The sequence below is a fragment of the Phenylobacterium sp. genome (assembly GCF_019636135.1).
Classification (GTDB): domain Bacteria; phylum Pseudomonadota; class Alphaproteobacteria; order Caulobacterales; family Caulobacteraceae; genus Phenylobacterium.
The window spans coordinates 16,669-40,918 of record NZ_JAHBYD010000038.1 but is presented as its reverse complement, the minus strand read 5'-3'; the positions used below and the strand labels follow the sequence as shown (position 1 = coordinate 40,918).

General features: G+C 71.0%; 20 protein-coding genes. 4 read left to right on the top strand and 16 right to left on the bottom strand.

Annotation, left to right across the window (positions count from 1 at the left end):
- Nucleotides 1-186: 186 nt before the first annotated feature.
- Nucleotides 187-1,665 carry a phospholipase D-like domain-containing protein gene (locus KF737_RS20435; RefSeq protein ID WP_296459648.1) on the bottom strand — a complete coding sequence of 493 codons (1,479 nt, stop codon included), beginning with the start codon at nt 1,663-1,665 and terminating at the stop codon, nt 187-189.
- A 171-nt stretch (nt 1,666-1,836) separates the two neighbouring features.
- Nucleotides 1,837-2,172 carry a hypothetical protein gene (locus KF737_RS20430; protein ID WP_296459645.1) on the bottom strand — a complete coding sequence of 112 codons (336 nt, stop codon included), beginning with the start codon at nt 2,170-2,172 and terminating at the stop codon, nt 1,837-1,839.
- Nucleotides 2,173-2,345: 173 nt separating this feature from the next.
- Here KF737_RS20430 and KF737_RS20425 point away from each other — a divergent pair, with 173 nt between their 5' ends.
- From KF737_RS20425 to KF737_RS20415, 3 genes are all read left to right on the top strand, one after another.
- Nucleotides 2,346-2,774 (top strand): PaaI family thioesterase, encoded by a 429-nt coding sequence (locus KF737_RS20425; RefSeq protein ID WP_296459643.1) that lies wholly within the window; start codon nt 2,346-2,348, stop codon nt 2,772-2,774.
- The gene (locus tag KF737_RS20420; RefSeq protein ID WP_296459641.1) at nt 2,771-2,977 is read left to right on the top strand and encodes a DUF1289 domain-containing protein; all 207 of its coding nucleotides are present in this window, start codon (nt 2,771-2,773) and stop codon (nt 2,975-2,977) included. Before KF737_RS20425 ends, KF737_RS20420 begins: the two co-directional genes overlap by 4 nt.
- Nucleotides 2,978-3,154: 177 nt before the next feature.
- A complete protein-coding gene (locus KF737_RS20415) occupies nt 3,155-3,601 on the top strand; it encodes a TIGR02281 family clan AA aspartic protease (protein ID WP_296459639.1) in 447 nt (148 codons plus the stop codon).
- Here KF737_RS20415 and dusA read toward each other — a convergent pair.
- The 11 genes from dusA to KF737_RS20360 form a co-directional block, all read right to left on the bottom strand.
- Entirely contained in the window at nt 3,545-4,582 is a 1,038-nt protein-coding gene (gene dusA, locus KF737_RS20410; protein ID WP_296459650.1) for a tRNA dihydrouridine(20/20a) synthase DusA, read from the bottom strand. The two genes, KF737_RS20415 and dusA, sit on opposite strands and share 57 nt — an antisense overlap.
- Nucleotides 4,583-4,872: 290 nt before the next feature.
- The gene (locus KF737_RS20405; protein ID WP_296459636.1) at nt 4,873-6,153 is read right to left on the bottom strand and encodes an acyl-CoA dehydrogenase family protein; all 1,281 of its coding nucleotides are present in this window, start codon (nt 6,151-6,153) and stop codon (nt 4,873-4,875) included.
- An 80-nt stretch (nt 6,154-6,233) separates the two neighbouring features.
- Nucleotides 6,234-6,812 (bottom strand): hemerythrin domain-containing protein, encoded by a 579-nt coding sequence (locus tag KF737_RS20400; protein WP_296459634.1) that lies wholly within the window; start codon nt 6,810-6,812, stop codon nt 6,234-6,236.
- Between the two features lie 16 nt (nt 6,813-6,828).
- Complete coding sequence (locus KF737_RS20395) at nt 6,829-8,031, bottom strand: hypothetical protein (RefSeq protein ID WP_296459632.1); 1,203 nt, start codon at nt 8,029-8,031, stop codon at nt 6,829-6,831.
- Nucleotides 8,028-9,140 (bottom strand): peptidylprolyl isomerase, encoded by a 1,113-nt coding sequence (locus tag KF737_RS20390; protein ID WP_296459629.1) that lies wholly within the window; start codon nt 9,138-9,140, stop codon nt 8,028-8,030. The genes KF737_RS20395 and KF737_RS20390 overlap by 4 nt, the downstream gene beginning before the upstream one ends.
- Nucleotides 9,141-9,142: 2 nt before the next feature.
- On the bottom strand, nt 9,143-9,883 hold the full coding sequence (narI, locus tag KF737_RS20385) for a respiratory nitrate reductase subunit gamma (protein ID WP_296459627.1): 741 nt from the start codon (nt 9,881-9,883) through the stop codon (nt 9,143-9,145).
- Complete coding sequence (narJ, locus tag KF737_RS20380; RefSeq protein WP_296459581.1) at nt 9,883-10,596, bottom strand: nitrate reductase molybdenum cofactor assembly chaperone; 714 nt, start codon at nt 10,594-10,596, stop codon at nt 9,883-9,885. Before narJ ends, narI begins: the two co-directional genes overlap by 1 nt.
- Entirely contained in the window at nt 10,596-12,122 is a 1,527-nt protein-coding gene (gene narH / locus KF737_RS20375; protein WP_296459578.1) for a nitrate reductase subunit beta, read from the bottom strand. The genes narJ and narH overlap by 1 nt, the downstream gene beginning before the upstream one ends.
- The gene (locus tag KF737_RS20370; RefSeq protein WP_296459574.1) at nt 12,119-15,850 is read right to left on the bottom strand and encodes a nitrate reductase subunit alpha; all 3,732 of its coding nucleotides are present in this window, start codon (nt 15,848-15,850) and stop codon (nt 12,119-12,121) included. The genes narH and KF737_RS20370 overlap by 4 nt, the downstream gene beginning before the upstream one ends.
- A complete protein-coding gene (locus tag KF737_RS20365) occupies nt 15,847-17,265 on the bottom strand; it encodes an MFS transporter (RefSeq protein WP_296459571.1) in 1,419 nt (472 codons plus the stop codon). The genes KF737_RS20370 and KF737_RS20365 overlap by 4 nt, the downstream gene beginning before the upstream one ends.
- A 19-nt stretch (nt 17,266-17,284) precedes the next feature.
- Nucleotides 17,285-18,637, bottom strand: a complete 1,353-nt coding sequence (locus tag KF737_RS20360; protein ID WP_296459568.1) for a nitrate/nitrite transporter — start codon at nt 18,635-18,637, stop codon at nt 17,285-17,287.
- Between the two features lie 286 nt (nt 18,638-18,923).
- Between KF737_RS20360 and KF737_RS20355 the strand changes: the two genes are divergently transcribed.
- A complete protein-coding gene (locus KF737_RS20355; protein ID WP_296459565.1) occupies nt 18,924-19,694 on the top strand; it encodes a cyclic nucleotide-binding domain-containing protein in 771 nt (256 codons plus the stop codon).
- Nucleotides 19,695-19,718: 24 nt separating this feature from the next.
- Here KF737_RS20355 and moaA read toward each other — a convergent pair whose 3' ends face one another.
- The 3 genes from moaA to KF737_RS20340 form a co-directional block, all read right to left on the bottom strand.
- Entirely contained in the window at nt 19,719-20,696 is a 978-nt protein-coding gene (moaA, locus tag KF737_RS20350; protein ID WP_296459562.1) for a GTP 3',8-cyclase MoaA, read from the bottom strand.
- Between the two features lie 74 nt (nt 20,697-20,770).
- Nucleotides 20,771-21,946, bottom strand: coding sequence for an NnrS family protein (locus tag KF737_RS20345; RefSeq protein WP_296459559.1), 1,176 nt, complete (start codon nt 21,944-21,946; stop codon nt 20,771-20,773).
- Between the two features lie 54 nt (nt 21,947-22,000).
- Nucleotides 22,001-24,232 carry an adenosylcobalamin-dependent ribonucleoside-diphosphate reductase gene (locus KF737_RS20340; RefSeq protein ID WP_296459556.1) on the bottom strand — a complete coding sequence of 744 codons (2,232 nt, stop codon included), beginning with the start codon at nt 24,230-24,232 and terminating at the stop codon, nt 22,001-22,003.
- Between the last annotated feature and the right edge of the window lie 18 nt (nt 24,233-24,250).

The following is a 24,250-nucleotide window of genomic DNA, read 5'->3' as shown; positions in this document are numbered from 1 at the left end:
CGCCATCCTGGCCCCGCCGCGGCCCTCCGGCTTGCCCGGGCTGGCCGCGCGCCGATCCACCGGCCCGCCCTGACCGTCCCGCTCACGCGCCGCACGCGATCGACCACGGACCATGCGAACGACCCGGGAGCCGCAGCCCGCGGACGGTCCCGCACGTCCGTGTGGTCGGGGGTCGGAGTCCGACGCTCACGCGCCGCCCGAAGGATCCGGGCGCGGCGGCGCGGCGAGTTCGCGGGCCTGGCGGAACAGCCGGTCGCGCCGGCGCAAGGGCCGCCAGGCGTCGCTGGGGTCGGAGGGGTCGCCCAGGTGCAGGTTGGCGAAGAACGCCTGCATCGGGCTGCCGCGCTTCGGGTCGATCGGCTTCAGGCGGCCGTCGCGGTTCAGGTGGTCGATGGCGGCCGCCAGCCCGCCCCGCTCTGCGCGGGTCCTGGAGACCGTGTCGCCCGTGACCCCCATGAAATGGCCCACGAGCCGGTCGCGGAAGGCGCTGACGACGATGCGCGCCTCGTCATGGTCGGCCTCGACGGCGAGTTCCAGCTCGGTGTCGTAGCCGATGGAGCGGTTGTTGAGGTTGGCCGAGCCGATCCGCACGACCCGGTCGTCGAAGATGCTGGTCTTCGAATGGACGATGATCGTCGAGCCGGCCGGCGTCGTCGGATAGAGCGCCCGGAAGCGGCCGAACACGTCGGCGGCGCGCAGCCGCCACACCATCGCGCCGCGGGCGTGGTCCATGGTGAGCTGGTCGAACCAGCTCGGCGACCGGCCGGTGGCGATCAGCACCACGTCCGGCCCGTCGGGCTCGCCCAGCCGCCGCGCCAGCGCCTCGGTGATCACCGGCGAGGTGAAGTACTGGTTCTCCAGGTAGATCGTGTCCCTGGCCTCGGCGATGCAGCGCAGGGCCAGCCGGCCGATCTCCTCGATGCGCGCCGCGCCGCGCCAGGCCGGATGGGTGCGCGCGATCGAGACCCGGGGATGCAGCAGGTGCGGCGGCACATGGTCGGGCCAGGGATCGCCGCCGGCGTCCTCGGGCGGCGCCAGCACCTCGCCCTTCGTCCCGGTCCGCCAGCGTTCGCGGAAGTGGTCGGCCACGGCGCGGGCCGCGGCGCCGTCGACCATCATCATCACCTCGTGCCGCGGCGCGTGACACTCCTGGTCGGGCATGATGCGCCGCATGTCCTGTTCCAGGTGGCCGGGCGTGTCCCAGCGGTCGACGGCGATGTCGCCGCCGCCGACGAAGGCCAGCCGGTCGTCGATGATCACCGCCTTCTGGTGGTGGCAGGCGCCCATGGGGACCTGGTCGTCCAGCCGGAACTTCACCGGCGTGTTCCGGAACCACTTGCGGGCCTTGTGCGGGAAGAACTCCTGCGTCGCGCTGATCGGCAGCGCCGACTTCCAGATCAGCAGGCGCACGTCCACCTCGGGCTTGCCGCAGGCGATCCGCAGCAGCACGCGCCCCACCTCGTCCGGGTCGGCGGGGCCGTCGTAGCCGTCGGGCGTCAGCCGCGTGCGCGGGTCGAAGCCCCAGCCCAGGATCAGGATCGAGCGGCGCGCCTTCTGGAACGCATCCGCCAGCGCGGTGAAATAGGCCTCGGTGTCGATCAGGAACGCGGCGCGGTCGGCCCGCTCGGTCCGCCAGCAGGTCTCGCCGGGGATCAGCAGCGACATCGCACAGCACCCTCGCCCGCGGGTCGTGACGCACCCGCTCCGCATGAAAGCCTATTGTGCAGCTTGGTTCCGGGCAAAAAGAAGCGCGCCGCGTGGGGTTGCGGCGCGCCGGCAGACGAGAGCCGTCCAGTTGGGCTTGGGACCGGAAGAACCCCGGGCGGAGCGCCGGGCCTATTGCTTGGCCATCGAGGAGGCGCCGCCCATGTAGGCCTGGCACGGCCCGGCCAGTTCGGCGGTCAGGCGCTCCTTGCGGTCGGCGCTGCGGCCTTCCTTCTTCGCCTTGGCGAACTCCTCGGAGGCGCGCTCGGCGATGTAGGCGGCGCGCGCCCCGCGCTCGGCCTTGATGAAGCTGTCGAGGCTGGCCGGGTCGACGACGCCGGTGATCGAGGTGGCCAGGCCCTTGCAACGGTTGGCCTTGAGGAAGTCGACGTCGGTGACGCGCTCGGCGGCGACAGCCGAGCCGGCCGTGAGCGCGGCGGCGACAAGTGCGAAGGCTGCGAACTTCATAAGCGTTCTCCCTGGAAATCTGAACGAAGACTGCGCGCCGCCCCGCTTCATCTCAAATTAACAAGCCGCAATGATCAGTATTCGAGCATTAATATTAAGTCATGATACATAGTTGTTACGTCGAGACATAAACGACTTGTAATGATGCGGTCACATCGTGTCAGATGGTTGCTATGCTGAAGCTGGAACCGAAACTCGACGTGGACGGCGTGAACGCCCTCCTGCACCGGGCCTTCCCGGACGCCGACCACGCCCTGATGCCGAAGGTGACCGAGATCGGGCCCGGGCGGCTGCACATGGTCTCGCCCTATCGCGAGGGGATCCTGCGGCCGGGCGGCGTGATCTCCGGCCCGACGCTGATGGGGGTGGCCGACAACGCCGCCTATGCGATCACGCTGGCGCACATCGGCCCGCAGCTCATGGCCGTGACCTCGCACCTGACGATGAGCTTCCTGCGCGGCGCCCAGCCGGGCGACGTCCACGCCGAGTGCGAGCTGCTGCGGCTCGGCCGCCGCCTCGCGGTCTGCGACGTGCGCATGTGGAGCGAGAACCCCGACCGCCTGGCCGCCCAGGCCAACGTCACCTACGCGATCCCCGGATGAGCGGGCCGCCGGCCCCCATCAGGACGCCCTGCATCAAGGTGTGCGTCGTCGACGGCGAGAGCGGCCTCTGCCTGGGCTGCTACCGCAAGCTCGCCGAGGTGGCGCAGTGGACCCGCTTCACCGACGCCGAGCGCGAGGCGATCCTCGAAGACCTCCCCGGCCGCCGCAGCCTGATCCGGCCCGAGAAGCTCGGCCTCTTCTGAACCCGCACGGTTAAGCCCCCGGAAACCCTGTCGATTCACGGGATTCCAACGCTGAGTGGGTAACCATCGCCGCACAAGACAGGCCGGAACGGCCGCTTACCGGGTGATGTCGTGGTGTCTTCCTTTGGCAGGCTTACGCTTGTCGCGGCCCTGTCCGCCGCCGCCAGCGCCGCGGCGATGGCCGCCGTCGATCCGCAACCGCTGCGCATGGCGCGGCTCGACGCCGCGGGCTTCGCCGCCGCCGGCGCGCCGAAGCCCGGTTCCGGCGCGGTGGCCAAGGGCTCCGACGGCCACTTCTGGGCCGACGCCGAGGTCAACGGCAAGCCGGTGCGCTTCCTCGTCGACACCGGCGCGACGGCCGTGGCGCTGACGCCGGACGACGCCAGGCGCCTCGGCATCAGGACGGCCGACCTGAAGCCCGGCTACGACGTGACGACCGCGGGCGGCTCGATGCGCGCCTCGGCCGTGACCCTGGCGTCGGTGTCGGTGAACGGCGCCCGCCTGGAGAACGTGCAGGCGCTGGTGGTCAACGACGGCCTCGACGTCTCGCTGCTGGGGATGAGCTACCTAGGCCGCCTCACCCGCTTCGAGGCCACGCGCGACACGCTGCGCTTCGAGCCCTGAGACCACCGCCAGGGCCTGGTCGATCACCTCCAGGCCGGCGCCCGCCTTCACGCCCTCGACCGTGAGGATGCGCCGCCAGGCCCGCGCGCCCGGCCGGCCGTGGAACAGCCCCAGCATGTGCCGGGTCATCGCCGCCAGGTGCGCGCCCCGCGCCAGTTCGGACGCCACATAGTCCCGATAGGCCGCCACCGCCGCGAACGGGTCCACGCTCCCGCCCGCGCCGAAGATGCGGCGGTCGACGTCGCCCAGGATCGCCGGGGTGTGATAGGCGGCGCGGCCCAGCATCACGCCGTCGACGCGCCGCAGGTGTTCTTCCGCCTCGTCCAGCGACCCGATCCCGCCATTGATCACGATGGTCAGGTCCGGCCGCTCGCGCTTCAGCCGCCACACCAGCGGGTAGTCCAGCGGCGGGATGTCGCGGTTCTCCTTCGGCGACAGCCCCTTCAGCAGCGCCTTGCGCGCATGGACCACGAACAGCTTCACGCCCGCCTGCGCGCACAGCTCCACCAGCCGGAACAGGCTCTCCTCCGGGTCCTGGTCGTCGACGCCGATGCGGCACTTCACCGTCACCGGGACCTTCACCGCCGCGCCCATGGCCGCCATGCACTCGGCCACCAGCTCGGGCTCCCGCATCAGGCACGCGCCGAACCGCCCCGACTGCACCCGGTCGGACGGACAGCCGACGTTGAGGTTGATCTCGTCGTACCCCTCGGCCTCGCCGATCCGCGCCGCCTCGGCCAGGTCGCCCGGCTCCGACCCGCCCAGTTGCAGCGCCACCGGATGCTCCCGCGGCGAGAACGCCAGCAGCCGCGCCCGATCCCCATGCCGCACCGCCCCGGTCGTCAGCATCTCGGTATAGAGCAACGCCCGCGCCGACAGCGTCCGATGCAGCACCCGGCAATGCCGGTCCGTCCAGTCCATCATGGGGGCGACGGACAGGCTGTGAGCTCGAGGTTCCGGCACTTTGCTTGTGGTCTCAATCCGTCGGGTCGCGGCGCGCGCGCTCGTCTCTACCCCAAAGCGCGACGTCTTTCGCGGCCTTTCCTGGTCCTTCAACCGCGTGGCCCGCCGCCGACGCCGCGGATAAAGAACGGCCCCGCGGACGGATCCGCGGGGCGCGAGGAAAAGGGGAAGCGATTGGTTCATGCCTTTCGGGCGGTCACCTCCTTCGAGCTGCGCCGTCCCCCGCAGAGGTCGGACGGCATGCCCTCAACCTAGGCCCTGGCAGGGCGATCCGCCTTGAAGGGGATCAAGTCGACGGCCAGGTTCGGTCAAGCCGCGGGCGCGACCGCCTCACCCTCCCGCCAGGCGCGCAGGCGGGCGCCGTGCCGTCCGACCTCCAGCCGCGAGATGGCCCGCAGGTGGACCTCGTCCGGGCCGTCGGCCAGGCGAAGGGCGCGCATGCCGGCGTAGGCCCGCGCCAGGCCGAAGTCCTCCGACACCCCGGCCCCGCCGTGCGCCTGGATGGCGTCGTCCAGCACCTTCAGCGCGGTGCGCGGCGCGGCGACCTTGATCATGGCGATCTCGAGCTGGGCGGCCTTGTTGCCGACCTTGTCCATCATGTCGGCGGCCTTCAGGCAGAGCAGCCGCGTCATCTCGATGTCCAGCCGCGCCTCGCCGATCCGCTGCTCCCAGACCGACTGATCGGCCAGCCGCTTGCCGAACGCCACCCGCGACAACAGCCGGTCGACCATCTTCTCCAGCGCCACCTCCGCGGCGCCCAGGGTGCGCATGCAGTGGTGGATGCGGCCCGGGCCCAGCCGGCCCTGGGCGATCTCGAATCCCCGCCCCTCGCCCAGGATCAGGTTCTCGACCGGCACGCGGACGTCGCGCAGCACCACCTCCGCATGTCCGTGGGGCGCGTCGTCGTAGCCGAACACCGGCAGCATGCGCAGCACCTCCAGCCCCGGCGCATCGGTGGGCACCAGAATCTGCGACTGCTGGGCGTGGCGCTGGCCCTCGGGGTTCGTCTTGCCCATCAGGATGGCGATCCTGCATCTCGGATCGCCCAGGCCCGACGACCACCACTTGCGGCCGTTGATGACGTATTCGTCGCCCTCGCGCCGGATCGACGTCTGGATATTGGTGGCGTCCGACGAGGCCACGTCCGGCTCGGTCATCAGGAAGGCCGAGCGGATCTCGCCGGCCATCAGCGGGCGGAGCCATCGGGCCTTCTGGGCCGCCGATCCGTAGTTGCGCAGCACCTCCATGTTGCCGGTGTCGGGCGCCGAGCAGTTGAACACCTCGGAGGCGAAGCCCACGCGGCCCATCTCCTCGGCGCAGAGCGCGTATTCGAGGTTGCTGAGGCCGGGCCCGGCGTCCTCCTCGGCGCCGCCACCGGCCTCCGCGGGCGTCAGGAACAGGTTCCACAGGCCCTCCGAATAGGCCCGCGCCTTCAGCTCCTCGACGATCGGGATGACCTGCCAGCGCGCGGCCCCCTCCACCGCCATCTGCTGCTGGTAGGTCGGGATGGCCGGGTAGACGTGGGCCGCCATGAAGGCGCGCACGCGGTCACGCCAGTGGGTTTCACGATCGGAGAGGCCGAAGTCCATGGCGGGGTTCCTCCATCATGCGGCGAAGGCGCCGCGGGGTTGGCCGCAGCGCCGCGAGGTCTCGGGCGTGCGGGCGTTGGTCACGGGCTGCTGGCCCTGGCCGATCGACGCTGCGAGGCCGGCCGCCACGCCACGCCCCTGCGCCTGGCGAGCCGGTTCGAGAGATCCAGCAGGTCGCGCTCGGTGAGGCGCAGGCGGGCCAGCGGCAGGATCACCGCGTTCTCCAGCGCCAGGTGTCCCCGCTCCTGCGCCGCGAAGGCCTCCAGCGCGCGGCGGCGCACGTTGTTGCGGCTGATCGGCGCCTGCTGGCGCAGGCAGGTCTCCAGGTGGTTGCGGACCGCCGCCGCGGCGGTGAGGTCCTTGGCGTGTTCGCCCTGGAGGCGGCCCAGAACCTTGTCGACCTCGTCCTCGGGCTGCGCGCGCGCCCGCATCAGGGGGAAGAGGTCCTCCTCCTCGTCCAGGACGTGCAGGGCCAGGTCGTGGACGATGAAGTCCAACAGCCAGCGGACGAGCGCCTCGTCGTAGGTGGTGGCCATCGAGGCGCGCTGCATCAGGTCGCAGAACTGGCGGTGCCGCTGGTGCTCGGCGAAGAACCACGTGATCGGATCGGACAGCAGGGTGTCCGGGGTGGCGGCGACGTGGTCTCGGTTCAGCGCCATGGCGAGCCCTCCGGGGCTAGTACTTGGCTTCGAGGGTCAGCCACAGCTTGTGGCGGTCCGCGAACCCTGGCCGGGCGCCGTCGAAGATCGCCGCCCGCACCTCTGCGCTCAGGATCCTGTTCATCGGGACGGCGGCCAGCAGGTCGAGTTCACGCCCATAGCGGCGCGAGCCGTCGTCGTCGGCGAACTCGTGCGCCGCGACCTGCAGCTTCAGCGGCACGGCCTTCGGCCCCAGCCCGACGGTGGCGCCGGCCCGCAGGTTCAGGTCGCGCACCCCCCCGGGCGGGGTCGTGAGGAAGACATCGGCCCAGCCCTGGTAGGCGAAGAGGCTCGCCAGCGGGGTCTGGAAGCCTCGCCGTCCGTCGCCGTCGAGGCGCTCGTATCCGACGGTGACCCACCGGGCCGGCCGCTTCAGCCCGACGCCCAGGTCCAGGTAGCCCAGGTCGAAGCCGGTCGGGCTATGGCGGTAGTCGGACTGGCGCGCGTACTCGACCTCGTAGGTCAGGCTGAGGTCGGGCTGCAGCTTTCGGGCGCCCGCGAACCGCGCGCCCCAGGTGGCGTTGGACTGGGTCGGGGCATTACGGAAGTCGAGCAGGTAGCCGTAGGCGGTGAGCTGCCCCGCGGGGGTCTTCAGGTCCGCCTGCGCCAGATGGCTGTCGCTGTCCCATTCGCCCTGGGCGCTGCGCCGCCCGAACACGCGGTGGACCTTGTCGACGTAGGCGTAGGTGAGGCCCAGGTCCTTCGTCGGCCGCCAGGCCGCCTTCACCGCGTCGAAGGTCTGTTCGTTCTGCCGGAACCCGGCATTGCCGACGAAACGGGCGGCGCCCAGGATCAGCCGCAGGCGGCCGATGGCCACGTCGCCGTCCCGGCCCGACCAGGTCACCTGGGCGCGGTTCAGCTCGGTCACCCCGGGATCGCCGACGACCGGATAGCGGAGCCTGCCGTTGGCGGTGCTGTTGTAGGCCTCGTCGAGCGCGACGACGGTCTCGCCCTCGACGAGCGCCTTGAAGCCGTTCCAGGCCGGCGTCTCGTAGCCCAGGCGGGCGCGCAGGGTCAGCGCATGGGCGTCCTTGGCGGCGCCGTCCTGGTCGACGGTCTCGGAGCGCAGGCGGGCGTCGAGGGTCACCTTGCCCGGCAGGCCCTCCGCCGCGGCCAGGCCCGGGGCGCCGAGCACGAGGGCGACCCCGACCGCGGCGAAGGCGGTTGCGCCGCGGCTCACGCGGGGACCCTCCGGATGAGCGTGAAGACCTGCCTGGCCGGGACCAGCTTCGCGCGCAGCACCGCCGCCAGGCAGGCCAGCGCGGGATCCGCCGCGTCGCGCGCGGCGGAGATGAGGTTGGTCCAGCGCTCGTCGTCCGCCTCGGCCACGAACGCGGCCATGGCGTCGCGGGCGTAGGCCGCGACGGTCTCTCCCGCCGCCGCGGCCGCCGCGGCCAGCCGCTGGGCGAGGTCGGGGTCCACGGCGGCCAGCCAGGGCGCCAGCCGCTCGGCGGCGCCCGGGTCGCCCAGGAAGTCGCCCAGCGTCGGGGATCCCTCGCGGACCGCGCCGTCGACGCCGAGCGTCAGGGCGACGCCCTGGCGGCGGGCCTCGGCGGCGAGGTCGGACACATAGCGCGTCGCCGCCGCCGTCCACGCCCGGCTCTCGAGGTGCAGCCGGATCCTGTCCTCCACGAGCTCGAAGGGCAGCCGGCGGCCGTCGATCCGCCGGTCGAGGCGCAGGACGTGCCAGCCGAAGCGGGAGCGCACGGGCTCCGCCGCCACCCCGCCCGGCGAGAGGCCTGCCAGGACGCGTTCCACCTCGGGGACGAGGTCGCCGGGCCCGAGCTGGCCGAGCGACCCGCCGGTCGCGCCGGACGGGCAGTCGGAGTGGTCGCGGGCCAGGTCCGCGAACGTGCGGCCGCCCCCGGCCAGGATGGCGATCAGGCGGGACGCCGCGTCCCGCGCCGCATGCACGGCCTCGTGGCCTTCGCCCCGGGGTTCGATGAGGATGTGCGAGGCCTCGCTGAGCGCCGGGGTGCGGAACCGCTCCGGGGCGGCGTCGTAGACCCGCCGGCATTCCTCCTCGCTCGGAACCGCGACGTCGACCTCCGCGTCGAGCAGCTCGCGGATCAGCGCCTCCTCGTGCGTCTCCTCGCGGCCGGCGGCGTCGAACCGGGGCGTGGCCTCCAGGCCGAGCCCGAGCGCCCGGTGCAGCAGCAGGGAACGGATGGCGAGCGCGTGGCCCGCCGCCGCGCGGGCGTCGGCGGCGGATGCGCCGGGGTGGTTCTGGGCCTCCTGCGCGAGCAGGGTTTCGGGGATCTCGACCCCGTCGACGACGAGCGTCCGCATGGCTATTCCGCCTTCAGCGGCCGGGCGCCGGACGCCGGGCGGACCTCGGGACGCCTGGGCAGGGTCCGCCTGGTGCGCACAAGCTGCCAGCCGCGGCGATTGAGGTACCAGACCGGCGCCGAGAGCATGTGGACGAGGCGGGTGAAGGGGAAGACCAGCAGGATGGTCATCCCAAGCAGCAGGTGGGCCTTGAACACCCAGGAGACGTCGGCGACGTGGTTCGCCACCCCCGGCTGGAAGGTGAACACGCCCTGGGCCCAGGTCATGAACTTGAGCATCTCGTGGCCGTCACGGTGCTGCAGCGACACCGGGATGGTGGAAAGGCCGAGTAGAAGCTGGGCCATCAGCAGCACCAGGATGGCGATGTCGGCGAAGCTGGACGTCCTGCGGATGCGCGGATCGGTCAGGCGCCGGTGCAGCAGCAGGCCGCCGCCCGCCAGCGCGAGGAGGCCGGCGGCCCCGCCGGCGACGATCGCCAGCATCTGCTTGGCGGCGTGCGGCACGCCCAGGGCGTCGAACAGCCAGATCGGGGTCAGCAGGCCGACGAAGTGGCCGGCGAAGATCATCAGCACGCCTACGTGGAAGAGGACCGAGCCCGCGACGAGCTGCTTGCGGCGCAGCAGTTGCGAGGAGCCGGTGCGCCAGGTGTAGGGCTCCCGGTCGAAGCGGATCACCGAGCCCAGCGCCAGGACGGAGAGCGCGATGTAGGGATAGACCCCGAAGGCGATCTGGTCGAAGTCCATCACGCGGCTCCCATAGCGGCCGGCGGGCGACGCACCGGCGCGGGGCCCTGCTTCATGGCGGTGACCAGCGCGTCCGCCTTCGGGCAGCCGACGTCCGACGGGCCGAAGCTCACGGCGGTCTCGGCCCACAGCTTGTCGATGGCCTCCAGGTCGTCGGGATTGTCGTCCGGCTCGGCCATCAGGGCGGCGAGCGCCGCGGCGTCGGCCGGATCGGCGGCCAGCGCCGTCAGCGCGCCGAAGACCGCGCGGTACGGGCTCTGGCGCTTGTGCAGGCGCTGGCCGAGCGCGCTCAGCACGTGGGCGGCCTCGCCCAGCAGCGACGCGGCCTCCGCGTCCGGCAGGGTCGACAGGAACTCCAGGAAGACCGGCAGGTGGTCGGGCAGTTCGTTGGCCGACAGCTCCAGGCCCCTGGCGCGGTAGAGCTCGAGCAGCGCCACCATCGCCTGGCCGCGGTCGCGGCTCTCGCCGTGGACGTGCTCATAGAGGTTCAGCGACAGCGAGCGCGTCCGGTCGAAGAGCCACACGTAGCGCTCCTGGGCCTCGTAGATGTCGTCGGTGGCGATGTCCTCGGCGAGCTTGCCGAGCGCCCGGCGCACCGCGCGCGGCAGGCCTTCGTCGGCGGCCAGCACCGCCGTGGCGTCGGGCAGCAGCCCGCGGGTCGCCTCGGTGGGATAGCTGAGCAGGAGGGCCAGCGCCCGATAGCTGAGGGACATCACTTGACCTCCATGGGGGTCTTGGCGCGCGAGCGCGTCTTGGGCCCGAACAGGCCCAGTTCCGTCCGGCCGCCGGAGCAGCCGTTGCCGAAGGTGAAGCCGCAGGAGCCCCTGAGGTCGTAGGCGTCCTCCACCGTCTCGCGGTGGGTGGTGGGTATGACGAACCGGTCCTCGTAGTCGGCGATCGCCATGTAGCGGTACATCTCGTCGATCTGGGCGGCGGTCAGGCCCACCCGCTCGGCGATGGCGTGGTCGATGCGCCCGTCGATGGTCTTGGCGCGCATGTAGCCGCGCATGGCCAGCATGCGCTCCAGCGCCTGGACCACCGGCGGCTCGGCGCCGGCGGTCAGCAGGTTGGCCAGGTACCTCACCGGGATGCGCAGCGACCTCACGTCGGGCATCTCGCCGTCCATGGCCAGCGCCCCGGCCGAGGCCGCCGACTGGATCGGCGACAGCGGCGGCACGTACCAGACCATCGGCAGGGTCCGGTATTCCGGGTGCAGCGGGAAGGCGACCTTCCAGTCGATGGCCATCTTGTAGACCGGGCTGCGGCGCGCGGCCTCCAGCCAGGCCTCGGGCACGCCGTCGCGGCGGGCCTGGTCGATCACGGCCGGGTCGAAGGGGTCCAGGAAGACGTCGAGCTGGGCCTGGTAGAGGTCCGTCTCGTCGGGCGCCGCGGCGGCCGCCTCGATGCGGTCGGCGTCATAGAGCAGGACGCCCAGGTAGCGGATGCGGCCCACGCAGGTCTCGGAGCAGACCGTGGGCTGGCCCACCTCGATGCGCGGGAAGCAGAAGGTGCACTTCTCGGACTTACCGCTCTCCCAGTTGTAGTAGATCTTCTTGTAGGGGCAGGCCGAGACGCACATGCGCCAGCCGCGGCACTTCTCCTGATCGATCAGGACGATGCCGTCCTCCTCGCGCTTGTAGATCGCGCCCGACGGGCAGGCGGCGACGCACGCGGGGTTGAGGCAGTGCTCGCACAGCCTCGGCAGGTACATCATGAAGGTGTTTTCGAACTGGCCGTAGATCTCGCTTTCGATCCCCTCGAAATTGTAGTCGGCCTTCCGCCGGGCGAACTCGCCCCCCAGGATCTCCTCCCAGTTGGGGCCCCATTCGATCTTCTCCATGCGCTGGCCGGTGATCTGCGAGCGCGGGCGCGCGGTGGGGAACGCCTTCGCCTCCGGCGCCGACTGCAGGTGGCCGTAGTCGAAGTCGAAGGGCTCGTAGTAGTCGTCGATCTCGGGCAGGTCGGGGTTGGCGAAGATCTTCGCCAGGATCCGCCACTTGGCCCCCATCTTCGGCTCGATCCTGCCGTTGGGCCTGCGGACCCAGCCGCCGTTCCAGCGCTTCTGGTTTTCCCAATCCCTGGGATAGCCGACGCCCGGCTTGGTCTCGACGTTGTTGAACCAGGCGTATTCAACGCCCTGCCGGTTGGTCCACACGTTCTTGCAGGTGACGGAGCAGGTGTGGCACCCGATGCACTTGTCGAGGTTCAGCACCATGCCGATCTGGGTGCGGACTTTCATTGGGCGAAATCCTTCGAAGTCGCGGGCCCGTCCAGCCAATCGACCTTGTTCATCTTGCGGACGACGACGAACTCATCCCGGTTGGAGCCCACGGTTCCGTAGTAGTTGAAGCCGTAGGCCAGCTGGGCGTAGCCGCCGATCATGTGCGTGGGCTTGGGCACGGTGCGGGTGCATGAGTTGTGGATTCCGCCGCGCAGGCCGGTGATCTGCGACCCCGGCGTGTTCACGATCTTCTCCTGCGCGTGGTACATGAAGGTCGTGCCTTCACGGATGCGCTGGGAGACCACCGCGCGCGCCGTCAGCGCGCCGTTGGCGTTGAAGGCCTCGATCCAGTCGTTGTCCTCGATCCCCGCCGCCCGGGCGTCCGCCTCCGAGATCCACACCACCGGGCCGCCGCGGTTCAGGGTCAGCATGAGGAGGTTGTCGGAATAGGTGGAATGGATGCCCCACTTCTGGTGCGGCGTGATGAAGTTGAGGACGATCTCGGTCTCGCCGTTCGGCGTCCTGCCCTTCACCCAGGTGGTCTTCAGGTCGACCGGCGGCTTGTAGACGCAGAGGGCCTCGCCGAACGCCCGCATCCACAGATGGTCCTGGTAGAGCTGCTGGCGGCCGGTCAGGGTCCGCCAGGGGATCAGCTCGTGGACGTTGGTGTAGCCGGCGTTGTAGCAGACGTGCTCGCTCTCCAGGCCCGACCAGATCGGCGAGGAGATGATCTTCCGCGGCTGGGCGACCAGGTCGCGGTAGCGGATCTTCTCGTCCTCCTTCGGCGCCGCCAGGTGGGTATGTCCCCGCCCCGTCTGCTTCTCGAGCGCCGCCCAGGCCTTGACCGCCACCTCGCCGTTGGTCTCCGGCGCGAGCGTCAGGATGGTCTCGCAGGCGTCGATGTCGGTGTCGATCCGCGGCAGGCCCTCGGTGAGCCCCGGCTCCAGGACCCGGCCGTTCAGGTCGCCCAGCAGGCCGACCTCGTGCTCGGTGTTCCAGGCCATGCCCTTGCCGCCGTTGCCGGCCCTGCTCATCAGCGGGCCCAGCGAGGTGAACTGCCGGTAGAGGTTGGGGTAGTCGCGCTCCACGACCGTGATCTGCGGCATGGTCTTGCCGGGGACCGGCTCGCATTCGCCGAGATACCAGTCCTTCACGTCGAACGGCTGGGCCAGCTCCGCGGCGCTGTCGTGCTGGATGGGCGTCAGCACGACGTCCTTCTCGACGCCCAGCACCTCGGGCGCCACCTCGGAGAACTTCCGCGCGATCGCCTTGAAGATCTCCCAGTCCGACTTCGACTCCCACGCCGGGTCCACCGCCGCGGAGAGCGGGTGGATGAACGGGTGCATGTCGGAGGTGTTGAGGTCGTTCTTCTCGTACCAGGTGGCGGTCGGAAGCACGATGTCGGAGTAGACCGCCGTCGTGGACATCCGGAAGTCGAGGGTGACCAGGAGGTCGAGCTTCCCTTCCGGCGCCTCGTCATGCCAGGCCACGTCGCGGGGCTTCTGCCGCCCCATCACCCCGAGGTCCTTGCCCTGCACGCCGTGGGCGGCGCCCAGGAGGTGCTTCAGGAAGTACTCGTGCCCCTTGCCGGACGAGCCCAGCAGGTTCGAGCGCCAGACGAACATGTTGCGCGGCCAGTTGGCCGGATCGTCGGGGTCGTGGCAGGAGAGCTCGAGGTTGCGCGCCTCGAGCTCGCGCACCGCGAAGACCCTGGGGTCGACGCCGGCCGCATCCGCCGCGCGGGCGACGTCCAGCGGATTGGTCTTCAGCGCCGGCGCCGACGGCAGCCAGCCCATGCGCTCGGCGCGCACGTTGAAGTCGATCAGCGAGGCGTCCCACGGCCCGTCCGGGGCGGTCGGCGACAGGATCTCCGAGGCGCTGACCGTCTCGTACCGGTACTGGTCGGTGTGGGCGTAGAAGAACGAGGTCGAGTTCTGCTGCCGTGGCGGACGGATCCAGTCGGTGGCGAAGGCCAGCGGCGCCCAGCCGGTCTGCGGGCGCAGCTTCTCCTGGCCGACGTAGTGGCTCCAGCCGCCGCCCGACTGGCCCACGCACCCGCACATCACCAGCATGTTGATGACGCCGCGGTAGTTCATGTCCATGTGGAACCAGTGGTTCATCGCCGCGCCGATGATCACCATCGAACGCCCGTTGGTCTTCTCGGCGTTGGTGGCGAAGCCGCGGGCGACCGCGATGATCTGGTCGCGCGGCACCGTGGTGATCGCCTCGGCCCAGGCCGGCGAATAGGGCTCGGGATCGTCGAAGCCCGCCGGCATATGCTCGCCGCCCAGCCCCTGGTCGACGCCGTAGTTGGCGAGGAACAGGTCGTAGACGCTGGCGACCAGCGCCTCCCCGTCGGCGAGCTTGAGCCGCTTCGCCGGCACGTTGCGCACCAGCACGTCGGGATGGTCGGTGGCGGCGAAGCCGTTGGAGGCGGTGTTGGCGAAATAGGGGAAGCGGACGCCGACCACCTCGTCGTGGACGCCGTTCAGGCCCAGGCGCAGGACCGTCCCGGCGCCGGCGGAGTCCTTCTCCTCCAGGTTCCACTTGCCGTCCTCGCCCCAGCGGAAGCCGATCGAGCCGTTGGGCACGACGATCCGCCCGGTCGCCTCGTCGAGCGCGACGGTCTTCCAGTCGGGATTGTTGGCCTCGCCCAGGCCGCCCTCGAAGTCGGCGGCCCGCAGCAGGCGCTCGGAGACGTAGCCGCCGTCCTGCGGGACCAGGCGCACCAGCATCGGCAGGTCGGAATATCGGCGCAGGTAGTCGCGGAAGTACGGGACCTGGCGGTCGACGTGGAACTCCTTGAGGATCACGTGGCCGAACGCCATGGCGAGCGCCGCGTCCGTGCCCTGCTTCACCGGCAGCCACAGGTCGGAGAACTTCGAGGCCTCCGAGTAGTCCGGGCAGATCACCACCGACTTGGCGCCGCGGTAGCGGGCCTCGGTGTAGAAGTGGGCGTCGGGGGTCCGGGTCTGCGGGACGTTGGAGCCCCACAGCATCAGGAAGCCGGCGTTGTACCAGTCGGCGCTCTCGGCGACGTCGGTCTGTTCGCCCCAGGTCTGCGGCGACGAGGGCGGCAGGTCGCAGTACCAGTCGTAGAACGAGCCGCAGACCCCGCCGAGGAGCTGGAGGTAGCGGGCGCCGGCGGCGTAGGAGACCATCGACATCGCCGGGATCGGCGAGAAGCCGAACACCCGGTCCGGGCCCCACCGCCTGACCGTATGCGCGTTGGCCGCGGCCACGATCTCGGTGACCTCGTCCCAGGTAGCGCGCACGAAGCCGCCCGAGCCGCGCATGGCGGTGTAGGACCTGCGCTTGCCGGCGTCGGCCTGGATCGAGGCCCAGGCCGCCACCGGCGCCTGGGTGGCCCGGGCTTCGCGCCAGAGCTTCAGGAGCCGGCCGCGGACCAGCGGATACTTCACGCGGTTGGCCGAGTAGAGGTACCAGCTATAGCTGGCGCCGCGGGCGCAGCCGCGCGGCTCATGGTTGGGCAGCTCCGGCCGCGTGCGCGGATAGTCGGTCTGCTGCGTCTCCCAGGTGACGATCCCGCCCTTGACGTAGATCTTCCACGAGCAGGAGCCCGTGCAGTTCACGCCGTGGGTGGAGCGGACGATCTTGTCGTGGCGCCAGCGGGACCGGTAGGCCTCCTCCCAGGCGCGATCCTCGTCGTTCATCACGCCGTGGCCGTCCGAGAACAGCTCGGTCCTGCGCGTGAAGAACGCGAGGCGGTCGAGGGTGTTGCTCATTCTGCGGTGACCTTTGCAGGCGTGGCTTGCGCGACGTGCAGGAGCGAGCCCCGGCGGCCGTAGACGACCCAGTTCAGGGCCACGCAGCTCACGTAGAAGACGAGGAAGATGTAGAGGGCGGTCTCGGGCCCGCCGGTCGCCTTGAGCGAATCCCCGAACGCCTTGGGGATGAAGAAGCCGCCGAAGGCGCCGACCGCCGAGGTGAAGCCGACGATGGCCGCCGACTCCATCTCCGCCGCCTTCAGCCGCACGTCCGCCGCGGCGTCCGGCATCAGGCGGGGCATGTCGGAGCGGACGATCGCGGGGATCATCTGGAACGTCGAAGCGTTGCCGACGCCCGTCCAGAAGAACAGCCACAGGAAGCTGGCGAAGAACACCGGGAACGACGGGTCGGCGTGGAAGGCGCCGACGCCCTGCAGGACGCCCAGCACGCCGAGCGCCATGGCCAGGAAGACGTAGTGGGTCACCCGCTCCCCGCCGAACCTGTCCGAGACCCAGCCCGTCAGCGCCCGCGAGGCGGCGCCCACGAGGGGACCCAGGAAGGCCAGCTTCAGCACCAGGATGTGCGGGAAGAGCGTCTTCGACAGCAGCGGGAAGGCCGCCGAGAAGCCGAGGAACGAGCCAAAGGTCCCGAGGTAGAGCCAGCACATGATCCAGTTGTGGCGGCGCCTGAACACGACCGCCTGGCTGGAGAACGAAGCCTTGGCCGAGCCGATGTCGTTCATGCCGAACCAGGCGACGAGCGCCGCCACGAGGATGAACGGGACCCAGACGTAGCCGGCGTTCTGCATCCAGACCGGCGCGGTCACGCCCAGGCCCGCGTCCACCGAAAGCTGCGCGGGACCGGCGATCGGCAGGAGGGCGACGCCCGTCACCACCGGCACCAGGAACTGCATGAGGCTGACGCCGAGGTTGCCGAACCCGGCGTTCATGGCGAGCGCGTTGCCCTTCTCGGCCTTCGGGTAGAAGAACGAGATGTTGCCCATGGAGGACGCGAAGTTGCCGCCGCCCAGGCCGCACAGCAGCGAGAGCATCACGAAGGTCCAGTAGGGCGTGTCGGGGTTCTGGACCGCCAGGCCGATGCCGATGGCGGGGACCAGGAGCGACAGGGTCGACAGCGTGGTCCAGAGCCGGCCGCCGAAGATCGGCACCATGAAGCTGTAGAAGACGCGCAGGGTCGCCCCCGACAGGGCCGGCAGGGCGGTCAGCCAGAAGAGCTGGTCGGTGGTGAACCTGAAGCCGATCAGCTTCAGCTTGGCCACGACCATCGACCACACCATCCAGACCGCGAAGGCCAGGGTGAGGTTCGGGATCGAGATCCACAGGTTGCGCGTGGCGATCCGCTTGCCCGTCGCGTTCCAGAACGCGGGGTCCTCGGGGCGCCAGTCGTTCAGCACATGGCGAGGTCTGGCCATGAGGTTGGGTCCTCTCGTGCTATCCGGCGGCGCGCAGGGGACTGGCCGCCGCGCCCGCTCGGGGTTCTGGGGAAAGGCCGACCATCTCGGGCAGCTCGGGCAGGTCCCGAAGCTGCGGCGTCCGGGCGCGCTCCATGCGGCGGATCGCGAAGTGCATCCAGGCCAGCGCGCCCGCCACCAGGACGAACAGCAGCATGAAGCAGCTCGTCCAGACGTGGGTCAGGTCGTTCAGCGCGCCGAAGGCGATCGGCAGGACGAAACCGCCCAGCCCGCCGATCATGCCCACGAGGCCGCCGACCGAGCCGATGGTGTCGGGATAGTAGACCGGGATGTGCTTGTAGACGGCCGCCTTGCCCAGGCTCATGGCGAACCCCAGGCAGAACAGCAGCGCCACGAACGGGACCAGGCCGAGCGCGAGGCGGAAGGTGATCGGGCCGCCGATGCCGTCGACGATGTAGGTCGTGGCCGGGTACGACAGCAGGAAGGTGCAGGCGACGCTGACGCCGAAGGTGATGTACATCACGCGGCGCGCCCCGATCCGGTCGGAGAGCCAGCCGCCGAACACCCGGAACAGCGAACCGGGGATCGAATAGGCCGCCGCCAGCATTCCGGCGGCGATGAGCGGCAGGCGGTAGACCGCCACCAGGTAGTGGGGCAACCACAGCGACAGGGCCACGAACGCCCCGAAGCAGAAGAAGTAGTAGAGCGCGAAGCGCCAGACCTGGAGCCGCCTCAACGGCTCGAGTTGCATCAGCGCCGATGTCGCCTTCGCGCCGGAGCGGCGCCGGGCGACCAGCTCCGGGTCGTCGCGCGTGACGAGGAAACAGGCCACCGCGATCACCGCCAGCGCGCTCGCCCACACCTGGGCGACCGCCTGCCAGCCGAAGGCCAGCATCACGAAGGGCGCGGCGAACTTGGTCACCGCGGCGCCGACGTTGCCGGCCCCGAAGATGCCGAGCGCCGTGCCCTGCCGGGCCTTGGAGAAGAATTTCGAGACGTAGGCCACGCCGACCGAGAAGCTGCCGCCCGCCAGGCCCACGCCCAGCGCCGCCAGCAGGAACTGCGGGTAGGTGTGTGCGTAGGAGAGCAGCCAGGTCGCCGCCGCGGCCGACAGCATCACCGCGAGGTTCACCACCCGCCCGCCCATCTGGTCGGCCCAGATGCCGAGCGGGACGCGGATCAGCGAGCCGGTGAGGATCGGCGTGCCGGCCAGCAGGCCGAACTCGGCTTCCGTCAGGCCGAGCTCCTGCTTGATGCGGATGCCGATGATGGAGAACACCGTCCACACCGCAAAGCAGGCGGTGAACGCGAACGTGCTCATGCCGAGGGCGGTGTTGGCGCCGGGCTGGGACGGGGCGGAAACGTCGGTCACGGCGGTCTCAACGGGAGCGCGACGCCGAGGGACGCCGCTTCATCGCCTTAGTGCTGCAAGACCGGCGAAGGACGTTTGATCAACGTCAATCGATCTCTGGCGTACAAAAGAAAAGATCGGAATACCGCACAGTCTCCCGCCAGCACCCACGATCCGATACTTGTCACTAGACTTGGATCATCTGTCCGATTGACGAACATCAAGCCCGGGCCTCGCTTGACCCAGATCAAGGCGCGACCGGGCCGGCGGCCGCACCCCTGTCCCCCAGTAGGCAAGGGCAGGTGCGATGCGGGACGTCGATCTGGAGCGGGTCAGGGCGCTGCCGCTGTTTTCGGACTGCTCCGACGACACGTTCCGGACCCTGACCGCCGGAGCGTTCCTGCAACGGTTTCCCGCCGGGACGACGCTTCTGCTGGAAGGCGACCCGGTCGATTTCCTCTATGTGCTGCTCGACGGCGTCGTCGAGCTTGAAGGCACCTGGAACGACAAGGAGACCACGCTGGCGATCCTGCGGCCGGTCTCCACCTTCATCCTGGCGGCCGTGGTGCTCGACGCCGACGGCCTGATGAGCGCGCGGACCGTGGAGCGATCGGACATCCTGATGCTCTCCGGGGCGGCGATGCGGCGGGTCATGTCCGAGGACGCGCGTTTCGCCGTCGCCGTGGCCCAGGAGATGGCCGGCTGCTATCGCGGTCTCGTGCGATCGCTGAAGAACCAGAAGCTGCGGGGCGGCCTCGAGCGCCTGGCGAACTACCTGATCACCCAGCGCCTGCGCCAGGGCGGCGAGCCCACGTTCGCCCTCCCGACCGAAAAGCGCATGCTGGCCTCGCTGCTGGGCATGACGCCGGAGAACCTGTCGCGATCGCTGGCCGCCCTGGCCGACTACGGGGTCGAGGTGAACGGGCCGTCGGTCACGATCACCCGCCCCGCCGTGCTGGAGCGCCTCGCCAAGCCCGATCCGCTGATCGACAACCACCAGCCGGTTTCCGGCGGCGTGACCGGCAAGGCGCAGCGCGAGCGTTGGCCCCAGGGCGACGACCGCACGCACGCCGCCTGAGGCCCCGCCCCGGCCCGGAGGCCGTCAGCCCCCGAACTGCGCCAGTTGGCGCGTGTCGCCGCTGTCGGCCTCGTGCAGCCGATGCCCGGCGGGCTTGCCGGCGAGCGCGCGCAGGATCCGCGCCCGGAGCGCCTCGGGCTCGTCGGCCTCCAGCAGGTCCTTCAGGCCGACGCCGAGCTCGCCGAACAGGCACAGGCGCAACTGGCCGCGGGCGGTGATGCGCAGCCGGTTGCAACCGTCGCAGAAGCCCGGCGCGTAGGGCGCGATCAGGCCGATGCGCCCGGCGTGGTCGGGATGGACCATCTCGATCGCCGGTCCGTCGTCGAACGCCCGCGCGCGCGGCGTCCAGCCGCGGGCCGTGAGCCAGTCGGTGAGCCGCGCGCCCGGCACATGCTGGTCGGCGAAGAAGTCGGCGTTGTCGCCGGTCCGCATCAGCTCGATGAACCGCACGGCGACCGGCCGCGCCCGGACGAAGTCGGCGAAGGCCTCGAAGCCCGCCTCGGCGGTGTCGCGCAGCAGGACCCCGTTCACCTTGACGACCGGAAGGCCCAGCTCCAGGGCGCGGTCCAGCCCGGCGACCACGGCCGGCAACCGGTCGTGCCCGGTGATCCGGCGGAACCCCTCGCGATCCAGGGAGTCGATGCTGACGTTGAGGTTGGTGAGGCCCGCGTCGCGCCAGCCGGCGACCTGGCGGCCGAGGTTCCAGCCGTTGGTCGTGATGCAGACCTTCCGGATTCCGGGGACCGACGCCGCGCGCGCGATGATCTCGGGCAGGTCGCGGCGCACACTGGGCTCGCCGCCCGTCACGCGGACCTTGGAGACCCCCAGGCCGGCGAACGCCCGCACCACGCGCTCGCATTCGAGCGGCGTCAGGAAGGTCAGCGGCGCGGTCTTCCTGAACCCGTCCGGCAGGCAATAGGTGCAGCGGAAGTTGCAGACCTCGGTGACCGAGAGGCGCAGGTAGTGGAAGCGGCGGCCGAAGCCGTCGACGAGGCCGTCCACCCTGGCCCCCTCCCCGGCGCGGGTTCCCTCGCCGGCGCCTGCCGGCCCGGCGGTCCGGCGCGCATGGGCGAAGATCATGCCGCCCGCGGCCGCGGGGTCGTCAGCATCCGCCCGTAGGCGAGCGCGAAGCCGCCGAAGGCCAGGGACCAGGCCAGACCCGAAGCGCCGAGGAGCCAGGGCTGGCCGGCGCCGGAGAACGGCGCGGCGACCCGCAGCAGGGCCGCGCCGTTGATGGCCACGTAGATCGCCAGGGTGCCGGCGCCCGCCGCGAGCGGCCGGCCCGTATGGCCCCGCGTCGCGCGGGTCATGACGGCCAGGGTCATCACCCCCACCGCGCCGGCGGTCAGGGCGTGGACGCCGGCCGAGCGCGGCACGACGGCAGGGTCCAGCGATGCGCCGCCCAGCAGCAGCAGGCCGGCGCCCAGCCAGCCGTAGCCGAGGTGCAGGATCCAGACGAGCGGCTCGGCGGCCGCGCGCCAGCCCCGCCAGCGGGCCAGGCGGACGAGATGGGCGAGGCCGGCCAACCCGAGCGCCAGGCCGCTCACCGCGGCCTGCGGCGCGACGACCCAGAGGCCGGCGCCGACGACGGTCAGGCCCAGCGCCGCCCGATCGACGGGTCCGAAGAGCGCCGGCTCCGGCGCCAGGGACCGCGCCTTCATCCAGTTACGCGTGAAGCTGGGGACGATACGGCCGCCGATCAGGGCGATGAGCACGCTCGCAGCGGCCAGGGCGAGACGGACACCGGCCTCGCTGGCGACCGTCGCCGGCAGGTGGGACGCAACGTTGGCCAGGGCGAAGACGGTGACCAGGCCGCAGACCGGCAGGTTGCGCCAATTGCGGCCTGTCAGGACCTCGCGCCAGATCACGGCGGCGAAGGCCAGGAGGAACAGGCTGTCGATCACTGCCGCTGCGGCGCCCAGGATCCCCGGGTAGAGCATCGCCACGCGGCCCAGCATCCAGAGCGCCACCAGCCCGCAGAGCGGCGCGCCGACGACGGGCATCCGGCCGGTCCAGTTGGGTACGGCCGTGGTGAGGAAGCCCGCGATCACCGCGCCCAGGAACCCGAAGATCATCTCGTGGATGTGCCACTCGCGGGTCAGGGCCTCGAAGCCGCCGTGGAAGTAGCTGTACAGCCAGAGCGGCACGACCGCGGCGCTCCAGATGGCGCCGAAGAGGAAGAAGGGCCGGAAGCCGAAGCTGAACAGCGCCGGCCCTTCGTAGGCGCGTCGTGCGGCTGCGGTGCTGATCATGCGGCCAGGATAGCCCGGCGCCTCCGGGGCGCCTTGACGGACGTCAAGCGGCGGCTATCCGCACTTCGAGTAGCCGCAGGACAGGCAACTGTCGCAGCCCTCCTTGCGGATGAGCTCGAAACCCCCGCAGCGCGGACAGCAGGCCTGGCCGCGCGGCCCCGGCGTCGCCCTCGCCGGCGCCTCGGGGTCCGCGCCGGGGTCCGCGCCGGTCGCGACGAGGTGACGCTCGATCACGCCGCCGATCGCCGCCAGCAGCGAAGGGACATACCGCCCGCCCAGCCAGGCGCCGCCGCGGGGATCGAACACCGCCTTCAGCTCCTCGGCCACGAAGCCCACGTCGCCGCCGCGCCGGAACACCGCCGAGATCATGCGCGTGAGTCCGAGGGTCCAGGCGTAGTGGTCCATGTTCTTGGAGTTGATGAAGATCTCGAACGGCCGCCGGACGCCGTCCGCCTCGGTGTCGTTGAGCGTGACGTAGACGGCGTGCGCGCTCTCCGGCCAGACCAGCTTGTAGGTCGCGCCTTCCAGCGCCTCGGGACGCGGCGCCAGGACCGGGCCGGCGGGCGTGGGGCCGGCGGGCGTGGGGCCGCCCGGCTCCACCGAGAGCACCGAGCCCGTGACCGCGTTGGGCCGGTAGGTGGTCATGCCCTTGCAGCCGCTGCGCCACCCCAGGCGGTAGATGTCCCCGAAGGCGTCGAACGCCATCTCCTCCGGGCAGTTCACGGTCTTGGAGATCGAGCTGTCGGCCTGGGCCTGGGCGGCGGCCTGCATCCGGACGTGGTCCTCGGGGGTCAGGGTCTGGGCGCTGACGAAGATGTCCTGCGGCGGCGGCGCCTCGCCGTGCAGCCGCTTCCAGACCGCCAGCGCATAGTCCTCGACGGGCTCCTCGCGTCGCGACCCGTCGGCCTGCCGCACCTTGCGGACGTAGGAATAGGCGAAGACCGGCTCGATGCCGGACGAGACGTTGCCGGCCAGCAGCGAGGTGGTGCCGGTCGGCGCGATCGAGGTGAGGCAGCCGTTGCGCAGGCCGTGGCGGGCGATGAGCTCGCGGGTCTCGCCGTCCAGGGCCGCCAGGTTCGGCCGCGCCAGGATGGCGGGATCGTAGAGCGGGAACGCGCCCTTTTCGGCCGCGAGCCCGGCCGACGCGCGATAGGCCTCGCGCTTGATCGTCGCAAGCCACCGGCCCGTCAGTTCCACCGCGCGGTCGCTGCCGTAGGCCACGCCGCAGAACACCAGGGCGTCGGCCAGGCCGGTGACGCCCAGGCCGATCCGGCGCTTGGCCTTCGCCTCGGTTTCCTGCGGCTCGAGCGGATAGCGCGAGACGTCGATGACGTTGTCGAGCATCCGCACGGCGGTCCGGGTGAGTTCGCGGAGTCCGGCCTCGTCCAGCAGGGCGCCGGGCTGGAAGGGCGTGGCCACGAGGCGCGCCAGGTTGATCGAGCCCAGCAGGCAGGCCCCATAGGGCGGCAGCATCTGCTCGCCGCACGGGTTGCTGGCCAGGATGGTTTCGCAATAGCCGAGGTTGTTCCGGGCGTTGACCCGGTCGATGAAGATCACCCCGGGCTCGGCGGCGTCGTAGGTCGCCCGCATCAGCCGGGCCCAGAGATCGGCCGCCCGCACGGAGCCCCTGGCCTCGCCCCCGAACACCAGCGGCCAGTCGGCGTCCGCCTCCAGCGCGGCCATGAAGGCGTCGGTCACCAGCACCGAGAGGTTGAAGTTGCGCAACCGCGCGCCGTCGCGCTTGGCGTCGATGAACGCCTCGATGTCGGGATGGTCGATGCGCAGGCAGCCCATCATCGCGCCCCGCCGCTGGCCCGCGGAGAGGATCGTGCGGCACATGGCGTCCCAGACGTCCATGAAGCTCAAGGGGCCGGACGCCTCGGCGTCGACGCCCTTCACCGCCGAACCGGCGGGGCGGATGGAGGAGAAGTCCATGCCGACGCCGCCGCCCTGCTGCAGCGTCACCGCCGCCTCCTGCACGTGACGGAAGATGCCGCCCAGGTCGTCGGGGATCCGGCCCATGACGAAGCAGTTGAACAGGGTGACGTTCCGCCCGGTCCCCGCGCCGGCCAGGATGCGCCCCGCCGGCAGGAAGCGGTGGTCGCGGAGCGCCGCTTCGAAGCGGTCGCGCGTCACCGCGCGGAGTTCGGGCGCCTCGGCCTCGGCCAGCGCGCGGGCGACCCGCGCCCAGGTCTCCTCGAGGCTCCCGTCGCCCACCCCGGTCGCCGGATTGTAGCGGTACTTGCCGGACCAGATCTCGCCCGCGAGCGGGTTGTCGAACGCCATCGCCATCGCCTCCGGAAG

What these genes read in the sequence shown, in the direction of transcription:
- KF737_RS20435 (WP_296459648.1), bottom strand. Translation starts at nt 1,665, where the DNA reads ATGTCGCTGCTGATCCCCGGCGAGACCTGCTGGCGGACCGAGCGGGCC.
- KF737_RS20430 (WP_296459645.1), bottom strand. Translation starts at nt 2,172, where the DNA reads ATGAAGTTCGCAGCCTTCGCACTTGTCGCCGCCGCGCTCACGGCCGGC.
- KF737_RS20425 (WP_296459643.1), top strand. Translation starts at nt 2,346, where the DNA reads ATGCTGAAGCTGGAACCGAAACTCGACGTGGACGGCGTGAACGCCCTC.
- KF737_RS20420 (WP_296459641.1), top strand. Translation starts at nt 2,771, where the DNA reads ATGAGCGGGCCGCCGGCCCCCATCAGGACGCCCTGCATCAAGGTGTGC.
- KF737_RS20415 (WP_296459639.1), top strand. Translation starts at nt 3,155, where the DNA reads ATGGCCGCCGTCGATCCGCAACCGCTGCGCATGGCGCGGCTCGACGCC.
- KF737_RS20405 (WP_296459636.1), bottom strand. Translation starts at nt 6,153, where the DNA reads ATGGACTTCGGCCTCTCCGATCGTGAAACCCACTGGCGTGACCGCGTG.
- KF737_RS20400 (WP_296459634.1), bottom strand. Translation starts at nt 6,812, where the DNA reads ATGGCGCTGAACCGAGACCACGTCGCCGCCACCCCGGACACCCTGCTG.
- KF737_RS20390 (WP_296459629.1), bottom strand. Translation starts at nt 9,140, where the DNA reads ATGCGGACGCTCGTCGTCGACGGGGTCGAGATCCCCGAAACCCTGCTC.
- narI (WP_296459627.1), bottom strand. Translation starts at nt 9,883, where the DNA reads ATGGACTTCGACCAGATCGCCTTCGGGGTCTATCCCTACATCGCGCTC.
- narJ (WP_296459581.1), bottom strand. Translation starts at nt 10,596, where the DNA reads ATGTCCCTCAGCTATCGGGCGCTGGCCCTCCTGCTCAGCTATCCCACC.
- narH (WP_296459578.1), bottom strand. Translation starts at nt 12,122, where the DNA reads ATGAAAGTCCGCACCCAGATCGGCATGGTGCTGAACCTCGACAAGTGC.
- KF737_RS20370 (WP_296459574.1), bottom strand. Translation starts at nt 15,850, where the DNA reads ATGAGCAACACCCTCGACCGCCTCGCGTTCTTCACGCGCAGGACCGAG.
- KF737_RS20365 (WP_296459571.1), bottom strand. Translation starts at nt 17,265, where the DNA reads ATGGCCAGACCTCGCCATGTGCTGAACGACTGGCGCCCCGAGGACCCC.
- KF737_RS20355 (WP_296459565.1), top strand. Translation starts at nt 18,924, where the DNA reads ATGCGGGACGTCGATCTGGAGCGGGTCAGGGCGCTGCCGCTGTTTTCG.
- KF737_RS20345 (WP_296459559.1), bottom strand. Translation starts at nt 21,946, where the DNA reads ATGATCAGCACCGCAGCCGCACGACGCGCCTACGAAGGGCCGGCGCTG.
- KF737_RS20340 (WP_296459556.1), bottom strand. Translation starts at nt 24,232, where the DNA reads ATGGCGTTCGACAACCCGCTCGCGGGCGAGATCTGGTCCGGCAAGTAC.